Source organism: Phytoactinopolyspora halotolerans, assembly GCF_010550675.1.
In the GTDB taxonomy this organism is placed as follows: Bacteria; Actinomycetota; Actinomycetes; order Jiangellales; family Jiangellaceae; genus Phytoactinopolyspora; species Phytoactinopolyspora halotolerans.
Map to the genome: position 1 here is coordinate 394,371 of NZ_JAAGOA010000002.1, position 20,049 is coordinate 414,419.

The 20,049-nt window shown below is 68.7% G+C and carries 17 protein-coding genes; 10 read left to right on the forward strand and 7 right to left on the reverse strand.

The genetic code is table 11. From position 1 onward, the window contains the following. Positions 1-76: 76 nt before the first annotated feature. The 5 genes from G1H10_RS04190 to G1H10_RS04210 form a co-directional block, all read right to left on the reverse strand. Positions 77-748: an arsenate reductase/protein-tyrosine-phosphatase family protein gene (locus tag G1H10_RS04190; RefSeq protein ID WP_163733045.1), complete on the reverse strand. Its 672-nt coding sequence runs from the start codon at positions 746-748 to the stop codon at positions 77-79. A gap of 19 nt (positions 749-767) precedes the next feature. Further along, positions 768-2,204 carry an FAD-dependent oxidoreductase gene (locus tag G1H10_RS04195; RefSeq protein WP_376778571.1) on the reverse strand — a complete coding sequence of 479 codons (1,437 nt, stop codon included), beginning with the start codon at positions 2,202-2,204 and terminating at the stop codon, positions 768-770. A gap of 20 nt (positions 2,205-2,224) precedes the next feature. Further along, a complete protein-coding gene (locus G1H10_RS04200; protein WP_216852885.1) occupies positions 2,225-2,992 on the reverse strand; it encodes an aquaporin in 768 nt (255 codons plus the stop codon). 143 nt (positions 2,993-3,135) lie between these two features. After that, complete coding sequence (locus tag G1H10_RS04205; protein WP_163733050.1) at positions 3,136-3,516, reverse strand: hypothetical protein; 381 nt, start codon at positions 3,514-3,516, stop codon at positions 3,136-3,138. 238 nt (positions 3,517-3,754) lie between these two features. Next, the gene (locus G1H10_RS04210) at positions 3,755-4,126 is read right to left on the reverse strand and encodes an ArsR/SmtB family transcription factor (protein ID WP_312856523.1); all 372 of its coding nucleotides are present in this window, start codon (positions 4,124-4,126) and stop codon (positions 3,755-3,757) included. 126 nt (positions 4,127-4,252) lie between these two features. Between G1H10_RS04210 and arsM the strand changes: the two genes are divergently transcribed. Continuing rightward, entirely contained in the window at positions 4,253-5,044 is a 792-nt protein-coding gene (arsM, locus tag G1H10_RS04215) for an arsenite methyltransferase (protein WP_163733056.1), read from the forward strand. Between the two features lie 45 nt (positions 5,045-5,089). Here the strand turns inward: arsM and G1H10_RS04220 are convergent, their stop codons facing one another. Further along, a complete protein-coding gene (locus G1H10_RS04220) occupies positions 5,090-6,451 on the reverse strand; it encodes a threonine/serine exporter family protein (protein ID WP_163733058.1) in 1,362 nt (453 codons plus the stop codon). Positions 6,452-7,083: 632 nt separating this feature from the next. On the opposite strand from G1H10_RS04220, the gene G1H10_RS04225 reads away from it, so the two are divergent. The 7 genes from G1H10_RS04225 to G1H10_RS04255 all read left to right on the forward strand — a co-directional run bounded on the left by G1H10_RS04225 (position 7,084) and on the right by G1H10_RS04255 (position 17,830). Further along, positions 7,084-8,523, forward strand: a complete 1,440-nt coding sequence (locus tag G1H10_RS04225) for an MFS transporter (protein WP_163733062.1) — start codon at positions 7,084-7,086, stop codon at positions 8,521-8,523. Positions 8,524-8,762: 239 nt separating this feature from the next. Next, a complete protein-coding gene (locus G1H10_RS04230; protein WP_163733065.1) occupies positions 8,763-10,946 on the forward strand; it encodes a molybdopterin oxidoreductase family protein in 2,184 nt (727 codons plus the stop codon). A gap of 13 nt (positions 10,947-10,959) precedes the next feature. Further along, positions 10,960-12,576: an FAD-dependent oxidoreductase gene (locus G1H10_RS04235; protein WP_163733069.1), complete on the forward strand. Its 1,617-nt coding sequence runs from the start codon at positions 10,960-10,962 to the stop codon at positions 12,574-12,576. Next, complete coding sequence (gene nirB / locus G1H10_RS04240; RefSeq protein ID WP_246219101.1) at positions 12,573-15,119, forward strand: nitrite reductase large subunit NirB; 2,547 nt, start codon at positions 12,573-12,575, stop codon at positions 15,117-15,119. The genes G1H10_RS04235 and nirB overlap by 4 nt, the downstream gene beginning before the upstream one ends. Next, positions 15,116-15,523 (forward strand): nitrite reductase small subunit NirD, encoded by a 408-nt coding sequence (gene nirD, locus G1H10_RS04245; protein ID WP_216852886.1) that lies wholly within the window; start codon positions 15,116-15,118, stop codon positions 15,521-15,523. Before nirB ends, nirD begins: the two co-directional genes overlap by 4 nt. Before the next feature lie 74 nt (positions 15,524-15,597). Beyond that, a complete protein-coding gene (locus G1H10_RS04250; RefSeq protein ID WP_163733388.1) occupies positions 15,598-16,746 on the forward strand; it encodes a uroporphyrinogen-III synthase in 1,149 nt (382 codons plus the stop codon). A 370-nt stretch (positions 16,747-17,116) separates the two neighbouring features. Then, positions 17,117-17,830 carry a sirohydrochlorin chelatase gene (locus G1H10_RS04255; protein WP_216852888.1) on the forward strand — a complete coding sequence of 238 codons (714 nt, stop codon included), beginning with the start codon at positions 17,117-17,119 and terminating at the stop codon, positions 17,828-17,830. Between the two features lie 170 nt (positions 17,831-18,000). On the opposite strand, the gene G1H10_RS04260 is transcribed toward G1H10_RS04255, so the two are convergent. After that, the gene (locus G1H10_RS04260) at positions 18,001-18,432 is read right to left on the reverse strand and encodes a DUF2000 family protein (RefSeq protein WP_163733390.1); all 432 of its coding nucleotides are present in this window, start codon (positions 18,430-18,432) and stop codon (positions 18,001-18,003) included. A 97-nt stretch (positions 18,433-18,529) separates the two neighbouring features. Between G1H10_RS04260 and G1H10_RS04265 the strand changes: the two genes are divergently transcribed. Together G1H10_RS04265 and G1H10_RS04270 are read left to right on the forward strand one after the other, a co-directional pair. Further along, entirely contained in the window at positions 18,530-18,952 is a 423-nt protein-coding gene (locus G1H10_RS04265; RefSeq protein ID WP_163733075.1) for a RidA family protein, read from the forward strand. 71 nt (positions 18,953-19,023) lie between these two features. Further along, positions 19,024-19,911 (forward strand): helix-turn-helix domain-containing protein, encoded by an 888-nt coding sequence (locus G1H10_RS04270; protein ID WP_216852890.1) that lies wholly within the window; start codon positions 19,024-19,026, stop codon positions 19,909-19,911. The last annotated feature ends 138 nt before the right edge of the window (positions 19,912-20,049 follow it).

The following is a 20,049-nucleotide window of genomic DNA, read 5'->3' on the forward strand; positions in this document are numbered from 1 at the left end:
GTCGGTACCTCCTTGTACGTCTACCGCATCCGGTTGAACGCGGCATGCAGATCACGGCCTGGCTTGGCGGTCCACGTCATCGGGCCGGCTTGACGGTCCCGGCGAGCTGCGCCACTCGCGCGCGCAGCCGGTCCACCGTGTCGTCGAAGGCCACATCGGTTCCCACCCGCACCGGATCCGGGATCGACCAGTGCAGCCGAAGCCCGTCGCCGAGTTCCTCGTGCGCCTGATCGCAGACGGCGACGACCAGATCATCGGCGCGGGCCACCTCGGCGAGGTGACGTGGTTTGAGCGTCCGCAACCGCAAACCGTGCCGGGCCGCCGCGGCCTCGGCTCCGGGATGGACACGAGAGGCCGGCTGGGTACCGGCAGAATCGACCGGAACGTCACTGCTGGCGCCCCAGAGTGCGGCGGCCAGCTGCGAGCGGGCGGAGTTCTGCGCGCATACGAACACCACGCGTGGTGCGTGCCGTTCGTCGCCGATCGCGAGTCCGTGGAGTGTCTCTGGCACCAGCGTGACGTACGTGCGTCGCCGGTCACCTTCCGAGCGGAGCCGTCGCACGACGCAGGCTTGCTCGAGGATCTTGAGATGGTGTGCGACCAGGTTGGACCCCATGCCCAGCTGGCGGGCGATCTCGCCGGGCGCCGCATCGCCCGACGCGAGAGCGTCGACGATCTCGAGGCGCGCCGGGTCTCCGAGCGCTGCATGCACCCGGGCCCGTCCGACTCGATTCGCCTCAGTATTCATTGAGTCAATAATCATTGAGCTATATCGCCGTGTCAAGTGTGCGCTCCGGCTCGGAAGACCTTGGCGGCGGTTGATGGGAGCGAACCCACGCCTGCGCGGCGACCTGCACGGCGTCCCACGGCGAACCCAGCGGAGGCGTATAGGACAGGTCCAGGTCACTCATACTGGCGACGGACATCTCATGGAAAAGCGCGGTGGCAAAGGTGTCGACCCGCTTCGCAACCTCGGTCCCGCGTCGTCCGATGAGCTGGGCGCCGAGGAGTCTGCCGGTCGCGAGATCTCCGGTCACGCGGATGTTGATCGGTTGCGCGCCGGGATAATACGCCTTGTGGTCGTCCGGGCTGGCCCCTGCGGTGACCGGCTGGAAGCCGGCCCGGCGTGCCTCATCATCGCGCAACCCGGTGCGCGCGGCCACGAGGTCGAAGACCTTCACGACCTGCGTGCCCAAGCTGCCCGCGAACCGCGCCTGCCCGCCGAGGGCATTCTCGCCGGCGACGCGGCCCTGCTTGTGCGCGGTGGTGCCCAGCGGTAGGTAAGTCGCTCCGAGCAGGCGATGGTGTGTCACGACGCAGTCGCCGGCCGCCCGGATCCGTGGCAGTCCGGTGGACATGGTCTCGTCCACCATGATGGCGCCGCTCGGGCCGGTCTGCGCTCCGGCGGCGGCCAGGAGCTCGGTGTCCGGGCGCACCCCGACCGCCACCAGAACTAGGTCGACATCCCAGGTCAGCGGCTCCTGATCGGGACCGGTGCCGCTGACCTGAAGGGCTGTGGAGGCGTCTGTGCGGCGAGTGATCGCTTCCACCCTGGTGCCGGTGTGCACGGTGACGCCGTTCCGGACGAGTTCAGCTCGGACCAGGGCTCCCAGCTGCGGGTCTACGGTCGGCAGGACCTCGGGAAGCATCTCCACCTGGGTCACGCCGATGCCGCGTGCGGCAAGTCCCTCGGCCATCTCAAGACCGATGTACCCGGCACCCACCACCAGCGCGGTCCGCGGCGTACGCGTCTCGATCGTGCGGGACAGCGCGAACGTGTCGTCCATGGAATGCAACAGGTGGACACCGTCGGCGGGTCCGAGCTGGTCGAGCCCACGGATCGGCGGTCGGAGGGGTACGGCTCCGGTGCCGACAACGAGCTCGTCGTACTCCAGCCAGGACGGCGATCCGTCCGGACCGCGGAGTGCCACGCGTCGATCGGCCACGTCGATCCGCGTGGCCCGGGTGTCGAGGCGCAGGCGCATGCCGGTGGCCTCGAGTTCCGCTCGGCTGCGGTGAGCGAGGTTGTTCCAGTGAGTCACCTCGCCGGAGATGTAGTAGGGAATGCCGCAGATCGAGTAGTTCGGGTAGGCGTCCGCCACCACCACGGTGACCTCCGCGGATTGATCGAGCTCGCGGATACGGAGTGCCGCGCTGATGCCGGCGTCGCTACCGCCGATCGCGACTATGTGCATGGGAGCTATGCCTCTCGCTCGTTCGGATCTCAGAGCCGCTGTGGCACGGCGGCCCGCTCGGCGTCGTCGATGGCGGCATCGCGGACCGGACTCGTGGGCGCGGGAAAAAGAATGAGTGTGGCGGCAAGACCGAGTGCGCCGCCGATCAGTTGCATGGACACGAACGCCGGCGCGGAGCCTGGGGCGATTCCGGCGAAGGTGTCGGAGAACATCCGGCCGACCGTGACCGCGGGGTTGGCGAAGGATGTGGAGCTGGTGAACCAGTAGGCGGCGCCGATATAGGCACCCACGGCGGGGGCGACCAGAGTGGCTCGTCCGGTGCGGATCAGCCCGAAGATCACCAGTACCAGGCCGGCTGTGGCCACGATCTCTCCGACCAGGTGGCCGGTGGTGACACGGTCGGCCGTCGCCAGCTCCGTCGGCACGTCGAACATCACGTTGGCCAAGACGGCACCCGCGATACCGCCCGTGAACTGCGCCAGCATGTACCCGGCGGCCAGTGGCACGGGTAAGCCGGTGCCGGTCCGCCGCCGGAGCGACGCGTCCGCCAGGGACACCACCGGATTGAAATGTGCTCCGGACGCCGGGCTCAGAATCAAGATCAAAATGGCCAGACCGAATACGGTGGCCAAGCTGTTCTGGAGCAGTTGAAGTCCGGTGTCGTCCGGGGACAGCCGTTCGGCGGCGATGCCGGAGCCGACCACCACGGCCACCAGCAAGCCGGTGCCGAGGAACTCCGCGAACAGTCGACGGCCCAGCTGTGGTTGATCAATCGGGGCCGGTACCGAGTCAGTCACGGAAGACGATGATCTACCAACAAATCGTCTCAGTCAACATTGAGTCAATGAACACTGAGTGAAGTAGCGTGGCTCGGCATGGGTGCGACCGGCCGGCTTCGTCGGCCTACGCCGCTGGCAGTGACACTACTGGCATAGTGCCGTCAGACGGCCGCCGGGCGGTAGAAGAAACCTCTTCCGCTGCGGTTCGCACGTCCTGGGCTGATGTAGCCCTGAGCTTCGAGGTGGCCGAGCAGCTTGCCGGCGTAATTCGTCGCAACTCCGGCCAAGTCCGCGACCTCGGTGCTGGACACCCGGCCGCGGGCACGGGCCCAATCCAGGATCATCCGTTCGCGGCCCGCGCCCGTGAGGACGCCCTGGAGCCGACTGTGCAGCATCGTCCGGACGACAGCCGAGGGCCGCCAGGCGACGGGCTCGCCGTCAGGCACACCGGCAACCGGAACGCTTGCCGGCTCGTCTCTGATGGTCATGCCCGCGAGCCGGTCGATCGCGGCTTCGGCCTCGACCTCGCGACGCTGTAGCACGGGTGCGGCCCTGGCAGCGTCGACCCAGCCGTGACGACTGATGTGGTCGAGTAGCAGGCAGTCTCTACTTCGGCGAGCTGCGCCAGGTCTCGGTTGGATCTGGGTCGAGAAACTGGAACGACACCGCTGATCCTCCGCATCTAGTTACATTTTCTTCGGCGAAAGTGTAACTAGATGCGTGTCTGGCTGGATGTTGTTCTATTTTCGAGGCAGTTCGGCCTTTGCGGCATGGGCAAGCTCAGGTCGCGTCCGCGGCAGCTGGTGCGGCGCCGAGCAGGTCCAGGGTGCTCCGGACGGTGTTCAGCGCGTCGGGAACGATCCAGTAATACACCCATGTGCCGCGGCGTTCTGAGCCGACTAGGTGAGCCTCGCGGAGGATCTTGAGGTGATGGCTGATGGTCGGCTGAGTGAGGTCGAAGGCATCGACCAGGTCGCATACGCACGCGCCGTCCGTGGAGTTGGCGGCGATCAGTGCGAGCAGCCGAAGCCGCACGGGGTCGGCAAGCGCCTTGAATAGGGCGGCGCGTTCGCTCGCCTGGCTCATGCTCAGCGGTGCGGGTGTGACGGGGCAACACGACTCGACCTGAGTCACCGGGTCTTCGATCGACACCCTTCTATATTGACACATATCAATGGCGGTGAGACGGTAGGGCATAGACGACTATCTATTCAGCGCGTTCAGTGCGGCGCCGCCTAGCCCGGCTGCCCACGCGGGTGCGGAAAGGAGTGAGTCTGGATGCGTGACAACCAGATGCGAGAGCAGGTCCGCGAGCGCTACGCGGCATCCGCGAGGGCCGTGACGTCAACAGACGCGACGTTGAAGATCCTCGAGAGCGACGGTTGTTGCGGCCCCAGCGCCGGGACGGGATGTTGCGGTACCGATGCCGTGGACGTGAGTGAAGGATTCGGTGCGGAGCTGTACACCGTGGAGGATCGCGAGGAGTTGCCTTCCGAGGCGGTGCTGGCCAGCCTCGGTTGCGGCAATCCCGTCGCCGTGGCCGAATTGCGAGCGGGAGAGACGGTGCTGGATCTGGGCTCCGGCGGAGGCATAGACGTCCTTCTCTCCGCTCGGCGCGTCGGCCCGACCGGGAAAGCCTACGGGCTCGACATGACCGAGGAGATGCTTGCCCTGGCCTGGGCCAACGCTAGGAAGGCCGGCGCCGCCAACGTCGAGTTTCTGAAGGGGACCATCGAAGATATCCCGCTGGCGGCGGGCACGGTGGACGTGGTCATCTCCAACTGCGTGGTCAACCTGTCCGTCGACAAGCCCGCGGTCTTCTCCGAGATCCGCCGTGTGCTCAGATCCGGCGGTCGGATCGGCGTCACGGACGTCGTCGCCGACGACCGCATCACGCCCGCCGATCGGGCGGAACGTGGCTCCTACGTGGGATGCGTGGCCGGTGCCCTCTCCATGTCGGAGTATCGCCTCGGCCTCGCTGAGGCGGGGTTCGTCGACGTGGTCGTCGAACCCACGCACGAGGTAGCGGACGGCATGCACTCGGCCGTCATCCGCGCCATCGCACCATGAACATGGCACGACCGTCATCGGAGAACGGTTCGGTGATCGATCCGGCTAGGTGCGGCTGCCCTTCGCGCGGGAGCGCACGCGTCGCTGCCAGCGATCCACCTCACTGCGGAGCGGGTTGGCGAGGAACTCGCCGAGGGTCACCCCCGCGGCCAGGGACAGCCCGACGGCGATGGCGTTCAGCAGCATCGACGCGCCGCCGAACAGATCGTCGGCGTCCACGGTGGTGAACATCGCCTGATAGATCAGCAGACCGGGTAGCAGCGGCGTGATGCCGCATACCGAGACCGCCAGCGAGGGTGCTCCGAACCGCTCGGCCACGCCCGATGCCAGCAGGCCCACCACCATGGCCGCGATGAACGATGACGTCGACGGGCCGAGCCCGATATCCCGGAAGAGCAGGAACACGCCCGCCGCCACCATCCCGACGGCGGCCGCGAACAGAACCGTACGGGTACGGCTGTACGAGGCCAGTCCCCACGCGCCGGCGATCACGCCTCCGGCGAGCATCTGTACCACCAACGGGGTGGACAGCGTGGAGTGGTCCGCGATGCGCAGCGGTACGCCCATCCGCTGGCCGATATCGAGCATGAACCCGACCCCGATGACGATCCCAGCCGTGTAGAGCACCACTTCGAATGATCGCGCCGCCGCGGTCAGCGGATAGCCGGATATCGCGTCCTCCGCCGCTCCCACCAGGGAGAGGCCGGCCAGCAACACGACGATGCCGGCCGCCACCACCAGTGACGGAGTCACCAGGCTGTCCGACCAGCCGAACTCGTTCCGGCCCCAGTGCAGAAACAGTGCGACGATGGTCGCGATAGCTGCCCCGATCGCCTGCTGGAACATGTAGGGCAGGCCCTCGTGTCGCAACCAGCGCAGGGTGCGGTCGATGATCGTCGTGGTCACGCCGGCGATCAGGGCCACCAGCCAGGAGCCGTTGAGCAGGATCGCGACCCCGGCCGCCATCGTGCCCATCGCCAGGGTGACCACCCATCGGCGATACGGATGCGGCGACTCCACGATCTCGTCCAGGCGCGTGTGCGCTTCCGCGAGGTCCAGCTGTCCCTTGCCGGCCGCGTCGACCAACTCCATCAGGTCGGCGAGCCGGCTGTAGTCCGCCGTGCGAACGTTGATGACGCGAACCTTGGTGATGGGGTCGTCGTCGCGGTCGATCGATGCCGTGATGGAGATGAAGGTGATGTCGATCTGGCAGGCGGTGACACCGAACCCGGCCGCGAGCCGCAGCAACGCCGCCGTGGTGTCGGCGACCGGAGCCCCGGTCGTGATCAGCGCTTCGCCGGTGCGCAACACCAAGTCCAGCACGGATCTCTCGACCTCGGCGGTCAGCCCGCTTTGCCGGCGTGGCTGAGCGAACGGCATGGTCGGCGGCCCGCTAGGTGCGACCACCCGGCGGGCACGCTGGCGCAGCGGTCCGGCCGGGCGTCGTGCGGCCGGACCGCGCGCAGGGTAGCGCCCGTCGAGTGCATCGGGCGACTCGGCGCTCGGAATGCCCGGCGTCGACGGGGTGGCTTCCAGCTGCCCCTGGGGCGGTTGAAGAGCCGGCGGCGGTGGGGTCGTCGGGGAAGCGTTCTTGGGTGCGGAGGTCTGTCCCGGCCTAGCCTGCGTCCTGCCCTCGCGCGAACCAGGGGCTCCACCCGGACCCGGTCGGTTCACGTGGTTCACAGCTAGCAACGGTAACCAACGAACACCCAGTTCATCTCATATGTGACGTAAGTATCTCGCATGCCCGTGTGTGAGCTGCGACACCCTTCCTTCAGACCCGGCGTGAACAGGCTCGTCCCGGCGTGAGGCGGCTACGCGTACGTACACGAAGCCGCCTGCCCGCAGCGTTTCTCACACCGGTGCGACTCGGCGGGTGAGCAGACGTTGACACATGCGCGTCACTGACGCGACGGCGATGTAACGCCGCGTTCTTACTGTTGTTGCCCGTTACCCCTTCACCGGGGCCACGGTCGGCACTGTCGCCGCCAGTTGTGGTGTCGGTACCGCTCGAACCTCTCGACGTAGCGGAGGCGACGATGGCGCAGACTCTTGTTCGTGAACAGGCGGCGGCACCGCAACAGCGCGGTGGCGGCTGGATCGACCGCTGGGAGCCGGAGGACGAGGAGTTCTGGGAGCGCACCGGCAAGAAGGTCGCGCGTAGGAACCTGATCTTCTCCATCTTCGGGGAGAACGTCGCGTTCTCCGTGTGGTCGTTGTGGAGCATCTCGTCGGCGCTGCTGGTGGCGCACTACGGCTTCGGCTTCAGTGCCGCCCAGATGTTCTTCCTGGTGGCCGTCCCGAACTGCGTGGGAGCCATCCTGCGAGTCCCCTACACCTTCGCGGTGCCGAGGTTCGGCGGCCGGAATTGGACCGTGATCAGCGGACTGCTGTTGCTGATCCCTACCGTCCTGCTGGCCGTGGCGGTCCGCAACCCGTCCACGCCGTACTGGGCGTTCCTCCTGATCGCGGCGACCGCGGGGGTCGGCGGGGGCAACTTCGCCTCCAGTATGACCAATATCAGCTTCTTCTACCCGGACCGCAAGAAGGGTTTCGCGCTCGGTTTGAACGCCGCCGGCGGCAACATCGGAGTCAGCGTGGTCCAACTGGCCCTGCCGGTGATCGTCGGGGCGGGCGGGCTGTTCGGACTGGTCGGCGCGGCGGCCGGTGGGGTCGATCTGGCCCGGGCCGGGTACGTGTGGGCATCGCTGGGGCTGGTATCCGCCGCGTGCGCGTGGTTCTTCATGAACAACCTCACCGTCTCGCTGGCGAGTTTCGGTGAGCAGATCAAGGTCCTCCGGCACAAGCACACCTGGATCATGTCCTGGCTCTACATCGGGACCTTTGGTTCGTTCATCGGTTATGCATCGGCTTTCCCGCTGCTCATCGGGTTGCTGTTCCCCGGAATCAGCATCGCGAACTACGCCTTCCTCGGCGCGCTGATCGGGTCCGTCGCGCGTCCGTTCGGTGGCTGGCTCGCCGATCGGCTCGGCGGCGCCCGGGTGACGGTATGGAACTTCGTTGCGATGGGCGTCGGGACGGTGTTCGTGATCGCCGCGGTCAACGCGGAGTCCTGGCCGATGTTCCTCGGTGCGTTCCTGTTCGTCTTCCTCACCACCGGCATCGGCAACGGCTCTACCTATCGGATGATCCCGATGATCTTTCAGAAGCAGGCGCTGCTCGACGCGGACCGCACGGGCGAGGGACACGAGGCGGCATTGGCGCGGGGCCGGACCGAGGCGGCCGCCGTCATCGGGCTGTCCTCCGCCGTCGGCGCCTTCGGCGGGTTCATCATCACCGCCACCTTTGGCATCCTCGGGCTGATCTACGACGACGGCGTGCCGGCGGACGCGATCGCCTCCGCCTTCGTCATCTTCCTCGGCTTCTACGTGGTCTGCATCGCGCTGGCGTGGTGGCACTACATGCGCCGGACCTTCATGATCCAGCGGGCGCCGAACCTGTCGACGGTGGACATCTGATCCGCGGCGAGGTCGTCGGAGGTGGGAGGGAGAGGTTCCCGCCCTCGCCCGCGGCGAGGTCGTCGCGGAGCTCCTCCCACGCCGATGCCCGCGCCCACCCTGGGCGGGAATCTCTCCCTCCCACTTTCCGTGGTCACCAACCGTCTCACCCGAGGGAGATGATCACCGTGCAGGGCATTTATCGCTCCGGAAACATGGCCGACGTCGATGGGAAATCCGCCGCTCACACCATCGCAAACATGGCCGCCGAGACCCCCGTCGTCGATACGCGGTTCCACACCGGAGCCGTCGAGACGCACTGCGCGTACTGCGCGCTGCAGTGTGGGATGACCCTGACGGTCGAGGGTGATCACTCATCCGTCGAGGTGACGCCGCGGGACTTCCCGACGAACCGGGGCGGATTGTGCCAGAAGGGCTGGACGGCGGCCGAGTTGCTTCAATCGCCTCGGCGCTTGACCGCACCGCTGATGCGGGACAGCCGCGGCGAGGCGTTGAGAGAGGTCTCCTGGGACACGGCGCTCGACGCGGTGGCGGATCGGATCCGGGCGGTTCAGACAACGCACGGTGACGATGCGGTGGCGGTGTTCGGCGGCGGCGGGCTCACCAACGAGAAGGCGTACCAGCTCGGCAAGTTCGCCCGTGTCGCGCTGCGTACCAGCAACATCGACTACAACGGCCGGTACTGCATGTCCTCGGCCGCGGCCGCGTCGAACCGTGCCTTCGGCATCGACCGGGGCCTGCCGTTCCCGCTGCCGGACCTCGCCCAGACCGGCGCGGTACTGCTGATGGGCGGCAACGTCGCCGAGACGATGCCGCCGTTCATGCAATATCTGAACGCGGTCCGGGATGCCGGCGGCTCGGTGATCGTCGCGGATCCGCGCCGGACCGCCACCGCGGAGCAGGCCACCCTTCACCTGCAGCCGCTGCCGGGCACCGACCTGGCGCTGGCGCTGGGGCTGCTGCACATCGCCGTCGCCGACGGGCACGTCGACCGGGACTACATCACCGCCCGGACGACCGGCTTCGACGACGTGTGGCGGGTGGCCACTCAATGGTGGCCGGAGCGGGCCGAACGCGTCACGGGGGTCCCGGTCGCCGCGCAGCGAGCTACGGTGCGGGCGCTCGCCGAGGGCCGGGCCGGGCGCGGCGCGGTGATCCTGACCGCACGCGGCGCCGAGCAGCACAGCAAGGGAACCGACACGGTCACCGCGCTGATCAACCTGGGCCTCGCGCTGGGGCTCCCCGGGCGTCCGCACAGCGGCTATGGGTGCATCACCGGCCAGGGCAACGGGCAGGGCGGCCGGGAACACGGGCAGAAAGCGGACCAGCTGCCCGGGTACCGCAAGATCGACGACCCGGCGGCCCGCGAGCACGTCGCGCGGGTGTGGGGCGTGGACCCGGACGCCCTGCCGGGCCCGGGGCGCTCGGCGTACGAACTGATCGAGAGCCTCGGTACGGACGGCGGGCCGCGGATGCTGCTGGTGCACGGGTCCAACCTGGTGGTCTCCTCGCCTCGGGGCGGACGGGTGGCCGAGCGGCTGGCGGCCTTGGACCTGCTGGTCGTCTGCGACCTGTTCCTCTCCGAGACCGCCGCCCTGGCGGACATCGTCCTCCCGGTCACGCAGTGGGCGGAGGAGGACGGCACCATGACCAACCTGGAGGGACGCGTCATCCGGCGGCGGGCGGCGGTGCCGCCGCCCGCAGGGGTGCGCACCGAGTTGGAGGTGATGGCCGATCTGGCGGCCCGGCTCGGCCGTCCGGGCGGCTTCTCCACCGATCCGCGGACCGTTTTCGAGGAGCTGCGCCGCGCCAGTGCGGGTGGCGTCGCGGACTATTCCGGCATCACCTGGGAACGGATCGAGGCGGAGGACGGCGTGTTCTGGCCGTGCCCGTCCGTGGATGCGCCCGGGCAGGCCCGACTGTTCACCGACGGTACGTTCCCGACGCCGGACGGCCGGGCCCGGTTCGTCGCGGTCGATCACCGAGCGGCCGGCGAGGACATCGACGACGATCATCCGATCTACCTGACCACCGGCCGCATCCTGCAGCAGTACCAGAGCGGTGCGCAGACCCGCCACGTCGAAGCGTTGCGGTCCACCGCCGCCGAGCCGTACCTGGAGATCCATCCGGATCTGGCCGCGTGGCATGGGCTGCGCGACGGCGACCGGGTGCGGATCGTCAGCCGGCGTGGTGAGGCGCTGGCCAAGGCCCGGCTGACCGCATCGATCCGGTCCGACACGGTCTTCATGCCGTTCCACTGGGGTGGCGAACAGGCCGTCAACCGGGTCACCAACGCGGCGCTCGACCCGACCTCGCGGATGCCCGAGTTCAAGGTCTGCGCAGTCCGCCTGCAACGAGTCGACAACCAGGGAAGCCTTCCGGCAACGGAGCCGAGCGGCACTGTCATAGCAGGTCAGGCGTGAGGAGGAAAGCGTCGTGACATACCGCGAGGAACCAGACCGGCAACGCACCGCCGAACGGGTGGTCGTGGTCGGCAACGGAATGGCCGGCACCCGGTTCGTCCAGGATCTGCGGGCGCACGATCCGCAGCGCCGGTTCGACATCACCGTGATCGGTGCCGAGCCGGAGCAGGCGTACAACCGGGTGCTGCTGTCCTCGGTGCTGGCCGGGAAACTGACACCGGCCGACGTGGAGATGGTCCCGGCGTCCTGGTATGCGACCGAAGGTGTCGAGCTGCTGCTCGGAGTCGGCGTGGAGCATATCGACCGGAAGCGGCGCCGGGTCCTGACCGACCGCGGTGAATACGTCGGCTATGACCACCTGGTGCTGGCCACCGGCAGCCGGGCCTGGGTCCCGCCGATCGAAGGTGCGGTCGACGGCGACGAGCTCGATCGTGACGTCGCCGTCTTCCGCACGCTGCAGGACTGCCGCGCCATCATGGCGCGGGTCGACCGGCCGGAGATCCGCCGGGTGGTGGTGCTCGGCGGCGGGCTGCTCGGACTGGAGGCCGCGCGCGGCCTGGCGGGACGGGGCGTCGAGGTCGAGGTGGTGCACGCCGTCGACCGGCTGATGGAACGCCAGCTGGACGCCGAGGCCGGGCGGGTACTGGCCGGTACGCTGCGCTCGCTCGGGGTGCGGATCCGGCTGGACGCCCAGGTACGGGCATACGACGAAGTGGCCGGTCAGCGCGTCGTGGTGTTGGAGGACGGTACCCGGATCGCTGCCGACCTGCTGATCGTCGCCTGCGGGGTGCGGCCGAACACCGGCCTGGCCCGGGCGGCGAAGCTGGCCGTCGATCGGGGGATCGTCGTCGACGGGCGCATGACGTCCGTGTCCGACCCGCGGGTGCACGCGATCGGCGAGTGCGCCCAGTTCGAGGGTCAGGTGTACGGCCTGGTGGCGCCGGCGTGGGAGCAGGCCGGCGTGCTGGCGGATGCGCTGACGGGTGGCGACCGGGTGTATGCCGGCTCGCGGTTGGTGACCCGGCTGAAGGCCGAGGACATCGACCTGGCTGCGATGGGCGAGACGGACGTGGACGACATCTCGGACGGTACCGGGACGGCGCGGAACGGCGCCCGAGCGGCGGATCGGGTGGAGGTGCTGCGCTTCGCGGACCCGATCCGTGGCACGTACCAGAAGCTGGTGATCCGCAACGACCGCGTGACCGGTGCGATCATGCTGGGCGGTGCCGAGACGGTCGGGACGGTCACCCAGCTGTTCGACCGGGTCGCACTCGCGCCCGCCGACCGCCGGGCGCTGATCTTTCCCGGCGTCGCCGACGCAGGCCTGGCGACCGACCCGGCCGATCTGGCCGACGACGATCTGGTCTGCCGCTGCAACACCGTCACCGCCGGTCAGATCCGGCATGCCTGCTCGGACGGTGCGAGCACGGTGGCGGAGGTGGCGATGTGCACGCGCGCCACGAGCGGCTGCGGAGGGTGCCGGGACGACGTCGCCGGGATCGTCGCGGCGATGCGGATCGGAACCGCTGCCGCCGACGGCGCGAACGAGGCAGAGACCGAGGGCGACGAGCTCGCCGTTCCCGACCGACCCGATGACGTCGACGCGAAGCTGGTGGAGGTCCCCGCATGACGATGACACAGCACCGTGGCCACCTGGTGGTGGTCGGCAACGGGATGGTGGGACAGCGTCTGGTCGAGGCCGTGCGCGAGCGGGATGCGGGGCACGGTTGGCGGATCACGGTGCTGGGCGAGGAGCCGCGTCCCGCCTACGATCGGGTGGCCCTGACGTCGTACCTGACCGGGACCAGCGCCGAGGAACTCAGCGTGGTGCCGGAGGGCTGCTACACGGACGAGCACTGCGTGCTGCACGTCGGCGACCCGGCGGTGGCGGTCGACCGGGACGCCAAGACGGTGACGACGGCGTCCGGCCGGGTGGTCGAGTACGACGCGCTGGTGCTGGCCACCGGGTCGTCGCCGTTCGTGCCCCCGATTCCGGGCGCCGACGCGGACGGCTGCTTCGTCTACCGCACCCTCGAGGACCTGGACGCGATCCGCGAGCGGGCCGGCACGGCCGGCACCGGGGCCGTGGTCGGAGGCGGTCTGCTCGGGCTGGAGGCGGCGAACGCGCTGCGTTCGCTGGGGGTGGCCACGCACGTCGTCGAGTTCGCACCACGGCTGATGCCCGCCCAGATCGACCAGGGCGGCGGCGAGATGCTGCGTCGCAAGATCGAGGAGCTGGGGCTCACCGTCCACACGGCGACCGCCACCCAGCAGATCGAGGCTCTGGATGACGGCCGGCTGCGGATGGTCTTCGCCGACGGTGATCCGCTGGACGTCGGGATGGTGGTGTTCTCCGCGGGCATCCGCCCGCGGGATCAGCTGGCTCGCGATTGCGGGCTCGAGGTCGGCGAGCGCGGCGGGATCGTCGTCGACGAAGGCTGCCGCACGTCCGATCCGAACATCTGGGCGATCGGTGAGTGTGCGCTGGCCTGCGGGAAGATCTACGGCCTCGTGGCGCCCGGATATGACATGGCCGAGGTGGTGGCGGATCGGCTGGTCGACGGAGACGCCGCGTTCACCGAGGCGGACATGTCCACCAAGCTGAAGCTGCTCGGCGTGGACGTCGCGAGCTTCGGTGACGCGCACGCCGCGACGCCGGACGCGCTGGAGGTGGTCTACGCCGACCCGGTGGCCGGGGTGTACAAGAAGCTGGTGGTCACCGACGACGCCTCGACCATGCTGGGCGGTGTGCTGGTGGGCGACGCGTCGGCGTACGCGGCGCTGCGGACGATGGTCGGGCAGCCGCTGCCGGACACCCCTGAACAGGTGCTGATGGTCGGCCCCGCGACGTCCAGCCTGGACGACGCGGCGCAGGTCTGCTCCTGCCAGAACGTCAGCGCCGGCACGATACGCGCCGCCATCAACGACGAGGGCTGCTGTGATGTCGCCTCGGTGAAGGCCTGTACCAAGGCCGGTACGGTCTGCGGGAGTTGCGTGCCGCTGATCAAGACGCTGATCGCGCAGTCCGGCGTCGAGGTCAGCACCGCGTTGTGCGAGCACTTCGAGATGAGCCGGGCCGAGCTGTTCGACGTGATCCGGGTGACGGGGGCGCGGACCTTCTCGGAGATCATCGCCCGGCACGGGACGGGCCGTGGCTGCGACATCTGCAAGCCGGCGGTCGCCTCCATCCTGGCCAGCCTGGATTCCGGGCACATCCTGGACGGCGAGCAGGCCGCCCTGCAGGACACCAACGACCATTTCCTGGCCAACCTGCAACGCAACGGAACCTACTCGGTGGTGCCGCGGGTGCCGGGCGGCGAGTTGACGCCGGAGAAGCTGATCGTCATCGGGGAGGTGGCACGGGACTTCGGCCTGTACACGAAGATCACCGGTGGCCAGCGGATCGACATGTTCGGCGCCCGGGTGGACCAACTACCGGCGATCTGGAAGCGGCTGGTGGATGCCGGTTTCGAGTCCGGGCACGCGTACGGCAAGGCGCTGCGGACGGTGAAGTCGTGCGTCGGCTCGACGTGGTGCCGGTACGGGGTGCAGGACTCCACGTCGCTGGCGATCATGCTGGAGCTGCGCTATCGCGGGCTGCGCTCTCCGCATAAGTTGAAGTCCGGCGTCTCCGGGTGTGCGCGGGAGTGCGCCGAGGCGCGGAGCAAGGACTTCGGCATCATCGCCAGCGAGAACGGCTGGAACCTCTACCTAGGCGGCAACGGCGGCTTCAATCCGCGGCACGCCGTGCAGTTCGCCGTCGACCTATCCACCGAGGACCTCGTCCGCACCATCGATCGCTTCCTGATGTTCTACATCCGCACCGCCGACCGGCTGCAGCGCACGGCGGCGTGGATGGAGGCGCTGAACGAGGAGCACGGCGACGGCTTGGAGTATCTCCGGCGGGTGATCGTCGACGACGAACTCGGCATCTGTGCTGACCTGGACGCGGCGATGCAGCGGCATGTGGAGGCCTATGCGGACGAGTGGGCGGCGGTGCTGGAGGACGAGGAGAAACTCAGCCGGTTCGTCTCGTTCGTGAACGCGCCGGACGTTCCCGACCCCAGCATTCAGTTCGTCACCGAGCGGGATCAGATCCGCCCGGCCGATCAGTCGCCGAGCGATGGGCCCGTCCCGATCGCCGGCCCCGAACTCGAGGTGGTGCGCCGATGACCATGACAACCGACACCCTGACGACCCACATCCCCGATGTCCTGCAGACTGCGGGCCCGGACGCTCGGTCCGCAGGACGCAAGGAATGGGCGGACGTCTGCGCCTACGATGCGTTGCTCCCGGAGCGTGGCGCGGCGGCGCTCGTCGGCGGTGTGCAGGTGGCGCTGTTCCGTACCTATGACGGTGAGATCCACGCCGTCTCCAATCGTGATCCGTTCTCCGGCGCGTACGTGCTGTCCCGGGGCATCGTCGGCACCCGCGGCGACGCGCCGACCGTGGCCTCGCCGATGCACAAGGAGGTCTTCGACCTGCGCACCGGGGTGTGCTTCGATCACCCGGAGGTCGCCGTCCCGGTATATGAGGTGCGCATCCGGGATGGCCGCGTCGAGGTGGTGGTGACGTGACGGCTGCGGTCTCCGCCGCGCGACACGGTGCAGGGACTCGTACTGCTGTGCACGCCCCGGACGCGCAGCACGCGGTGGCCGGCGCCGGCGATGCATTGCCGCTGCAGGGATTCACCGTCGCGTTGACCGCTGCTCGGAGACGAGAAGAACTCGGTGCACTGCTGGAGCGACGTGGCGCCCGGGTGATGCAGGGGCCGGCGATCCGGATCATCCCGCTGGACGACGACGCCGAGCTCCTCGCCGCCACCCGGGCATGCGTGCAGAATCCTCCCGACATCGCCGTGGCCACCACCGGGATCGGATTCCGGGGATGGATGGAGGCCGCCGACGGTTGGGACCTCGGTGAGGCGCTGCTGGCACGGTTGGGCGCGGCGACGCTGTTGGCACGCGGACCCAAGGCGCGTGGTGCGATCCGGGCGGCGGGGCTGGTGGATGACTGGTCGCCGGCGTCCGAGTCGTCTGCCGAGGTGCTGGATTACCTGCTGGAGCGTGACCTGAGCGGAAAGCGGGTCGCCGTCCAGCTCCATGGCGAACCGCTGCCGGACTTCACCGACGCGTTGGAGGCGGCCGGCGCCGAGGTCGTTCCGATCCCGGTCTACCGTTGGGTGCTGCCGGAGGATGTCGGCCCGTTGGAGCGGGTCATCGAGGCGATCGTGGCGCGCACTGTGGATTGTGTGGTGTTCACCAGCGCTCCCGCGGTAGCCAGCCTGCTGTCGGTGGCGGCCGAGAGAGGCGTGGCGGACGAGATTCTGGCGGCGCTCATGCACGATGTGGTGCCGGCCTGTGTCGGACCGGTGACCGCGGCACGCCTGGAGCGGATGGGCGTGACCACGACGCAGCCGGAACGTGCGCGCCTGGGTGCGCTGGTGCGCGAGATTGTGGCCGAGTTGCCGACGCGGTGCCGGACGCTGCGGGCCGCCGGGCACGAGCTGCAGGTCCGCGGCCATGCCGTACTGGTGGACGGCGTCGCGCGGGAGCTGGCTCCGGCGCCGATGGCGATCCTGCGCGAGTTGGTCCGTCGGCCTGGGGTGGTGGTATCGCGCGCGGATCTGCTGGCCGTGCTGCCGGGCGGCGGGAGCGACGAGCACGCGGTCGAGATGGCGATCACCCGGCTGCGCGCGGTCCTCGGCTCGCGGGTGGTACAGACGGTGGTGAAGCGTGGGTATCGACTCGCCTATGAGCCCGAGACAGCCGACGAGAAATACGGAACACCCTCGAGATGACGCCGGCGGCGTGGGGACCGACCGCCCGCCCGCGGCGCGATCGCCCCGCCGGTTCCTGCGGCAACGCCGCAGGTCCGCGTACCTGCATCACCGCCTTTGCAATGCACACATATACGCAACAGGTGCCCTGCGACCGCGCGGGCGTTGCGTATGTATGTGCATTGCAAGGTGCGGATGATCGCGTTGCGGGCGTTGCGTATATGTGTGCATTGCAAAGGCGGGCGGAATCAGACCGCAAGGTAGCGTAGGACTGGAGACATGACCGGAGGATCCGCGTGTTCGTGAATCAAGAGCTGCCGTACTTCCGCCTCATCGCCGGCAGGGTGACATGTACCCCGGGGAGCCGCCCGGGGCATGGACGAGGGCGAGCGTGACGATCCCCGAGACGAGGCCCGCGACGCCGCCGACACTGGTGGCGGCCGCGCATGGGACCCGTGACCCCGGCGGTCCCGTCGTGCTGGAAGAGCTGCTCGACCAGGTCCGGGCGCAGCTGCCCGGCGTCGACGTCCGGATCGCCTACGTGGACGTGATCGGTCCCATGCTGGACGAGGTCTTGGCCGAGGCCGGCGGAGCACCCGTCGTCGTCCCGATGTTCCTCGCCTCCGGTTACCACGTTCGTGTCGACGTCCCGGACGCCGTCGAGACCACCGGGGGGAGGGCGGTGGTGACGTCCGCCCTCGGGCCCGACGACGCCGTCGTGGCGGCGGTAGCCGACCGGCTGCGGGAAGCATCGGGGGACGAGTTGCCCGACTCCGTCGTGCTGGCCGCCGCCGGGTCGTCGGACGAGAGCGCGCTCGGCGAGGTGGAGGCCGCCGCGGCCAAACTCTCCGGGCTGATCGACCGCGACGTCGTCGTCGGCTACATCACGACGGCCACGCCCACCGTGGAGGACGCCGTCGAGTCGCTGCGCGTCGCCGGACACGAGCGGGTCGGGATCGCGACATACTTGTTGGCTCCCGGGCTGTTCCTGCGCCGCCTTGACGGAATGGGCGCCGACGTCGTCGCTCCGCCGATCGGCGTGCACCCGTCCGTCGTCGATCTCGTCGCCGATCGTTACCGCGCTGCCGTGGGCGTCCCGCGCTGAGCGAAGCCGGAACCGTCCGTGTTCGGGGCGCTGACACCGCCGGCGTCGCAGCTGCCGGCCGCGTGTGGGGCCTGCGCCCCGGAGCTCGCGTCAGATCCGTTCGAGGCGGCCGGCAACGACATCGACGGGTGGTGCCCCGGCCACGAAGTTACCTGAGTGCACATCCGGCCTCACCCATGCAGCGCGGCGCCCTTGAGGATCTTGTCCACGGCGTTCTTGGGGCCGTGCACGGCCAGGCCGACGAGGTCGAGCGCGTCACGGCCGACGGCCCGGACAGCGGAGCGATTGTCTCGGTCGTTGCCGGTGCTGAATAGGTCGCGCGTGAAGATCGAGCACCGCAGACCGCGTTGCAGCGTCCGCGAGTGGGCGAGTGTCACGGTTTCCTTGTCGCCCGAGAAGATGAGCACGGGCTGGCGGAACATCGGCAGGTAGGCGGTGCCGTCGGCATCCTGGTACGGCTCCCCGATGAGCTCCGGATCGGTACCGGCTATGCCGCTGACGAGGAAGGCGGTGACGTTCAGGCGTTGCCAGCCTTCGAGGTCGTCACGGAGGAGGACGGCGATCTTGGTGTCGAAACGGATCGGTTCGTTCACGCTGCCGATGATGGTGGTCGGCTCGGCGTGACGTCTTGTACGTTCTTTGCGTACGTGGCCGAAAACTCGTTCGTGGCCCGCCGCGACCTCCGACTAATATCTGGTCGTGAACCACGCGATAACCCTTATCCGCAGCACCAAGCTTTCCGACGCCGCCGAATACGCGTACGCCTCGACAGCACCAGCATCCGCCAGGTTCGTGTTCGTCGCCGGGGCATGCCCGTTGAACCTGGACGGCTCCACAGCCGCCGTGGGTGACTACGTCGGGCAGATGCGCAAAGTCATGGAGAACCTGAACATTTCGCTCAATGAGGCCGGTGCCGAGTTGTCCGACGTCGTCAAGACGACCGTCTACGTGGCCTCCACCGATCAGGCCGATCTCGTCGCGGCGTGGGAGGTATACCGCGACTACTTCGGCGACCATGACCCGCCGAGTACCCTGCTGGGTGTCGCCGCTCTCGGATACGACGATCAACTCGTCGAAGTCGAGGCGGTGGCGGCGGTGCGGGAATCGTCCCCGGCGACGTGATGGACGAGCTGGGGGGACGTCACTTGCGATGACGGTGGTCAGCCCCGGCCTGGGTCCTATATGTTCGTCGTGTGAGCCAGCTGGCGAACGTCCGGCCGGTCAGCCACGGCGCGACGAATCCGGTGATCCGGGCGTGGCGGCCCGCGGTTCCCGGCGTGGTCGAGGCCTTCCACGCCCGATTCCTCGAGCATGCGTATCCGGCACACACGCACGACGCCTGGGCACTGCTGATCATCGACGACGGCGCGATCCAGTATGACCTGCACCGTCACCATCACGGCGCCGGGCGAACGACCGTGACGCTGCTGCCGCCGCACGTGGTTCACGACGGACGTCCCGCCGGTTCCGGTGGATTCCGCAAACGGGTCGTGTACCTGGATTCGACGGTTCTCGGCGAGGATTTGATCGGAGCTGCGGTCGACGTCCCCGCATTCGACGACGAGCTGTTGCGCGACCGCATACACCGGCTGCACCTGGCACTTCTCCACCGCGATGACGCGTTCGAGGCGGAGGGCCGGCTGGCCCTGGTGCGCGAGCGGCTCGTCGATCATCTGCTCGCCGATGCGCGTCGCCCGCGGCCGCGTGACTCGCAGAGCGGTCGTGCGGACGCCGAGATACGGACGCGTCCCGCGAAGGCGCGCCCCGACAAGGCAGCCGAATTGCGAGAGCTGCTCGACGAACGCGTCACCGCCGGGATGTCGCTGGCGGAAGCGGCCGGCATCCTGCAGGCGCATCCCGCTCACCTCGTGCGTTCCTTCACCTCGACGTTCGGCATGCCGCCGCACGCCTATTTCACCGGTCGGCGGATGGACCTCGCCCGTCGTCTGCTGCTCGCGGGCGAGCGACCCGCGGACGTGGCGACCGCCGTCGGCTTCTACGACCAGTCCCATCTCACGCGGCATTTCAAGCGCTATCTCGGGACCAGCCCGGCGCGATATGCCCGGTTTGCTGATCGATGACGCATTCACCGCGACGTCGACCGGACCTCGGTCTTTCGGTACTATCGCCGTAGACGCAGCGGATCCTTGTGATCCCATGCAGGGGCTACACAGCGTGTCTGGGCGGGGAGACGCGCACCGCGTCGAATCTGGAGCCCG

Excerpts from the sequence above, each read along its gene's own strand:
- arsM (WP_163733056.1), top strand. The coding sequence starts at position 4,253 with ATGCGTGACAACCAGATGCGAGAGCAGGTCCGCGAGCGCTACGCGGCA.
- G1H10_RS04230 (WP_163733065.1), top strand. The coding sequence starts at position 8,763 with ATGGCCGCCGAGACCCCCGTCGTCGATACGCGGTTCCACACCGGAGCC.
- G1H10_RS04225 (WP_163733062.1), top strand. The coding sequence starts at position 7,084 with ATGGCGCAGACTCTTGTTCGTGAACAGGCGGCGGCACCGCAACAGCGC.
- nirB (WP_246219101.1), top strand. The coding sequence starts at position 12,573 with ATGACGATGACACAGCACCGTGGCCACCTGGTGGTGGTCGGCAACGGG.
- nirD (WP_216852886.1), top strand. The coding sequence starts at position 15,116 with ATGACCATGACAACCGACACCCTGACGACCCACATCCCCGATGTCCTG.
- G1H10_RS04190 (WP_163733045.1), bottom strand. The coding sequence starts at position 748 with ATGAATACTGAGGCGAATCGAGTCGGACGGGCCCGGGTGCATGCAGCG.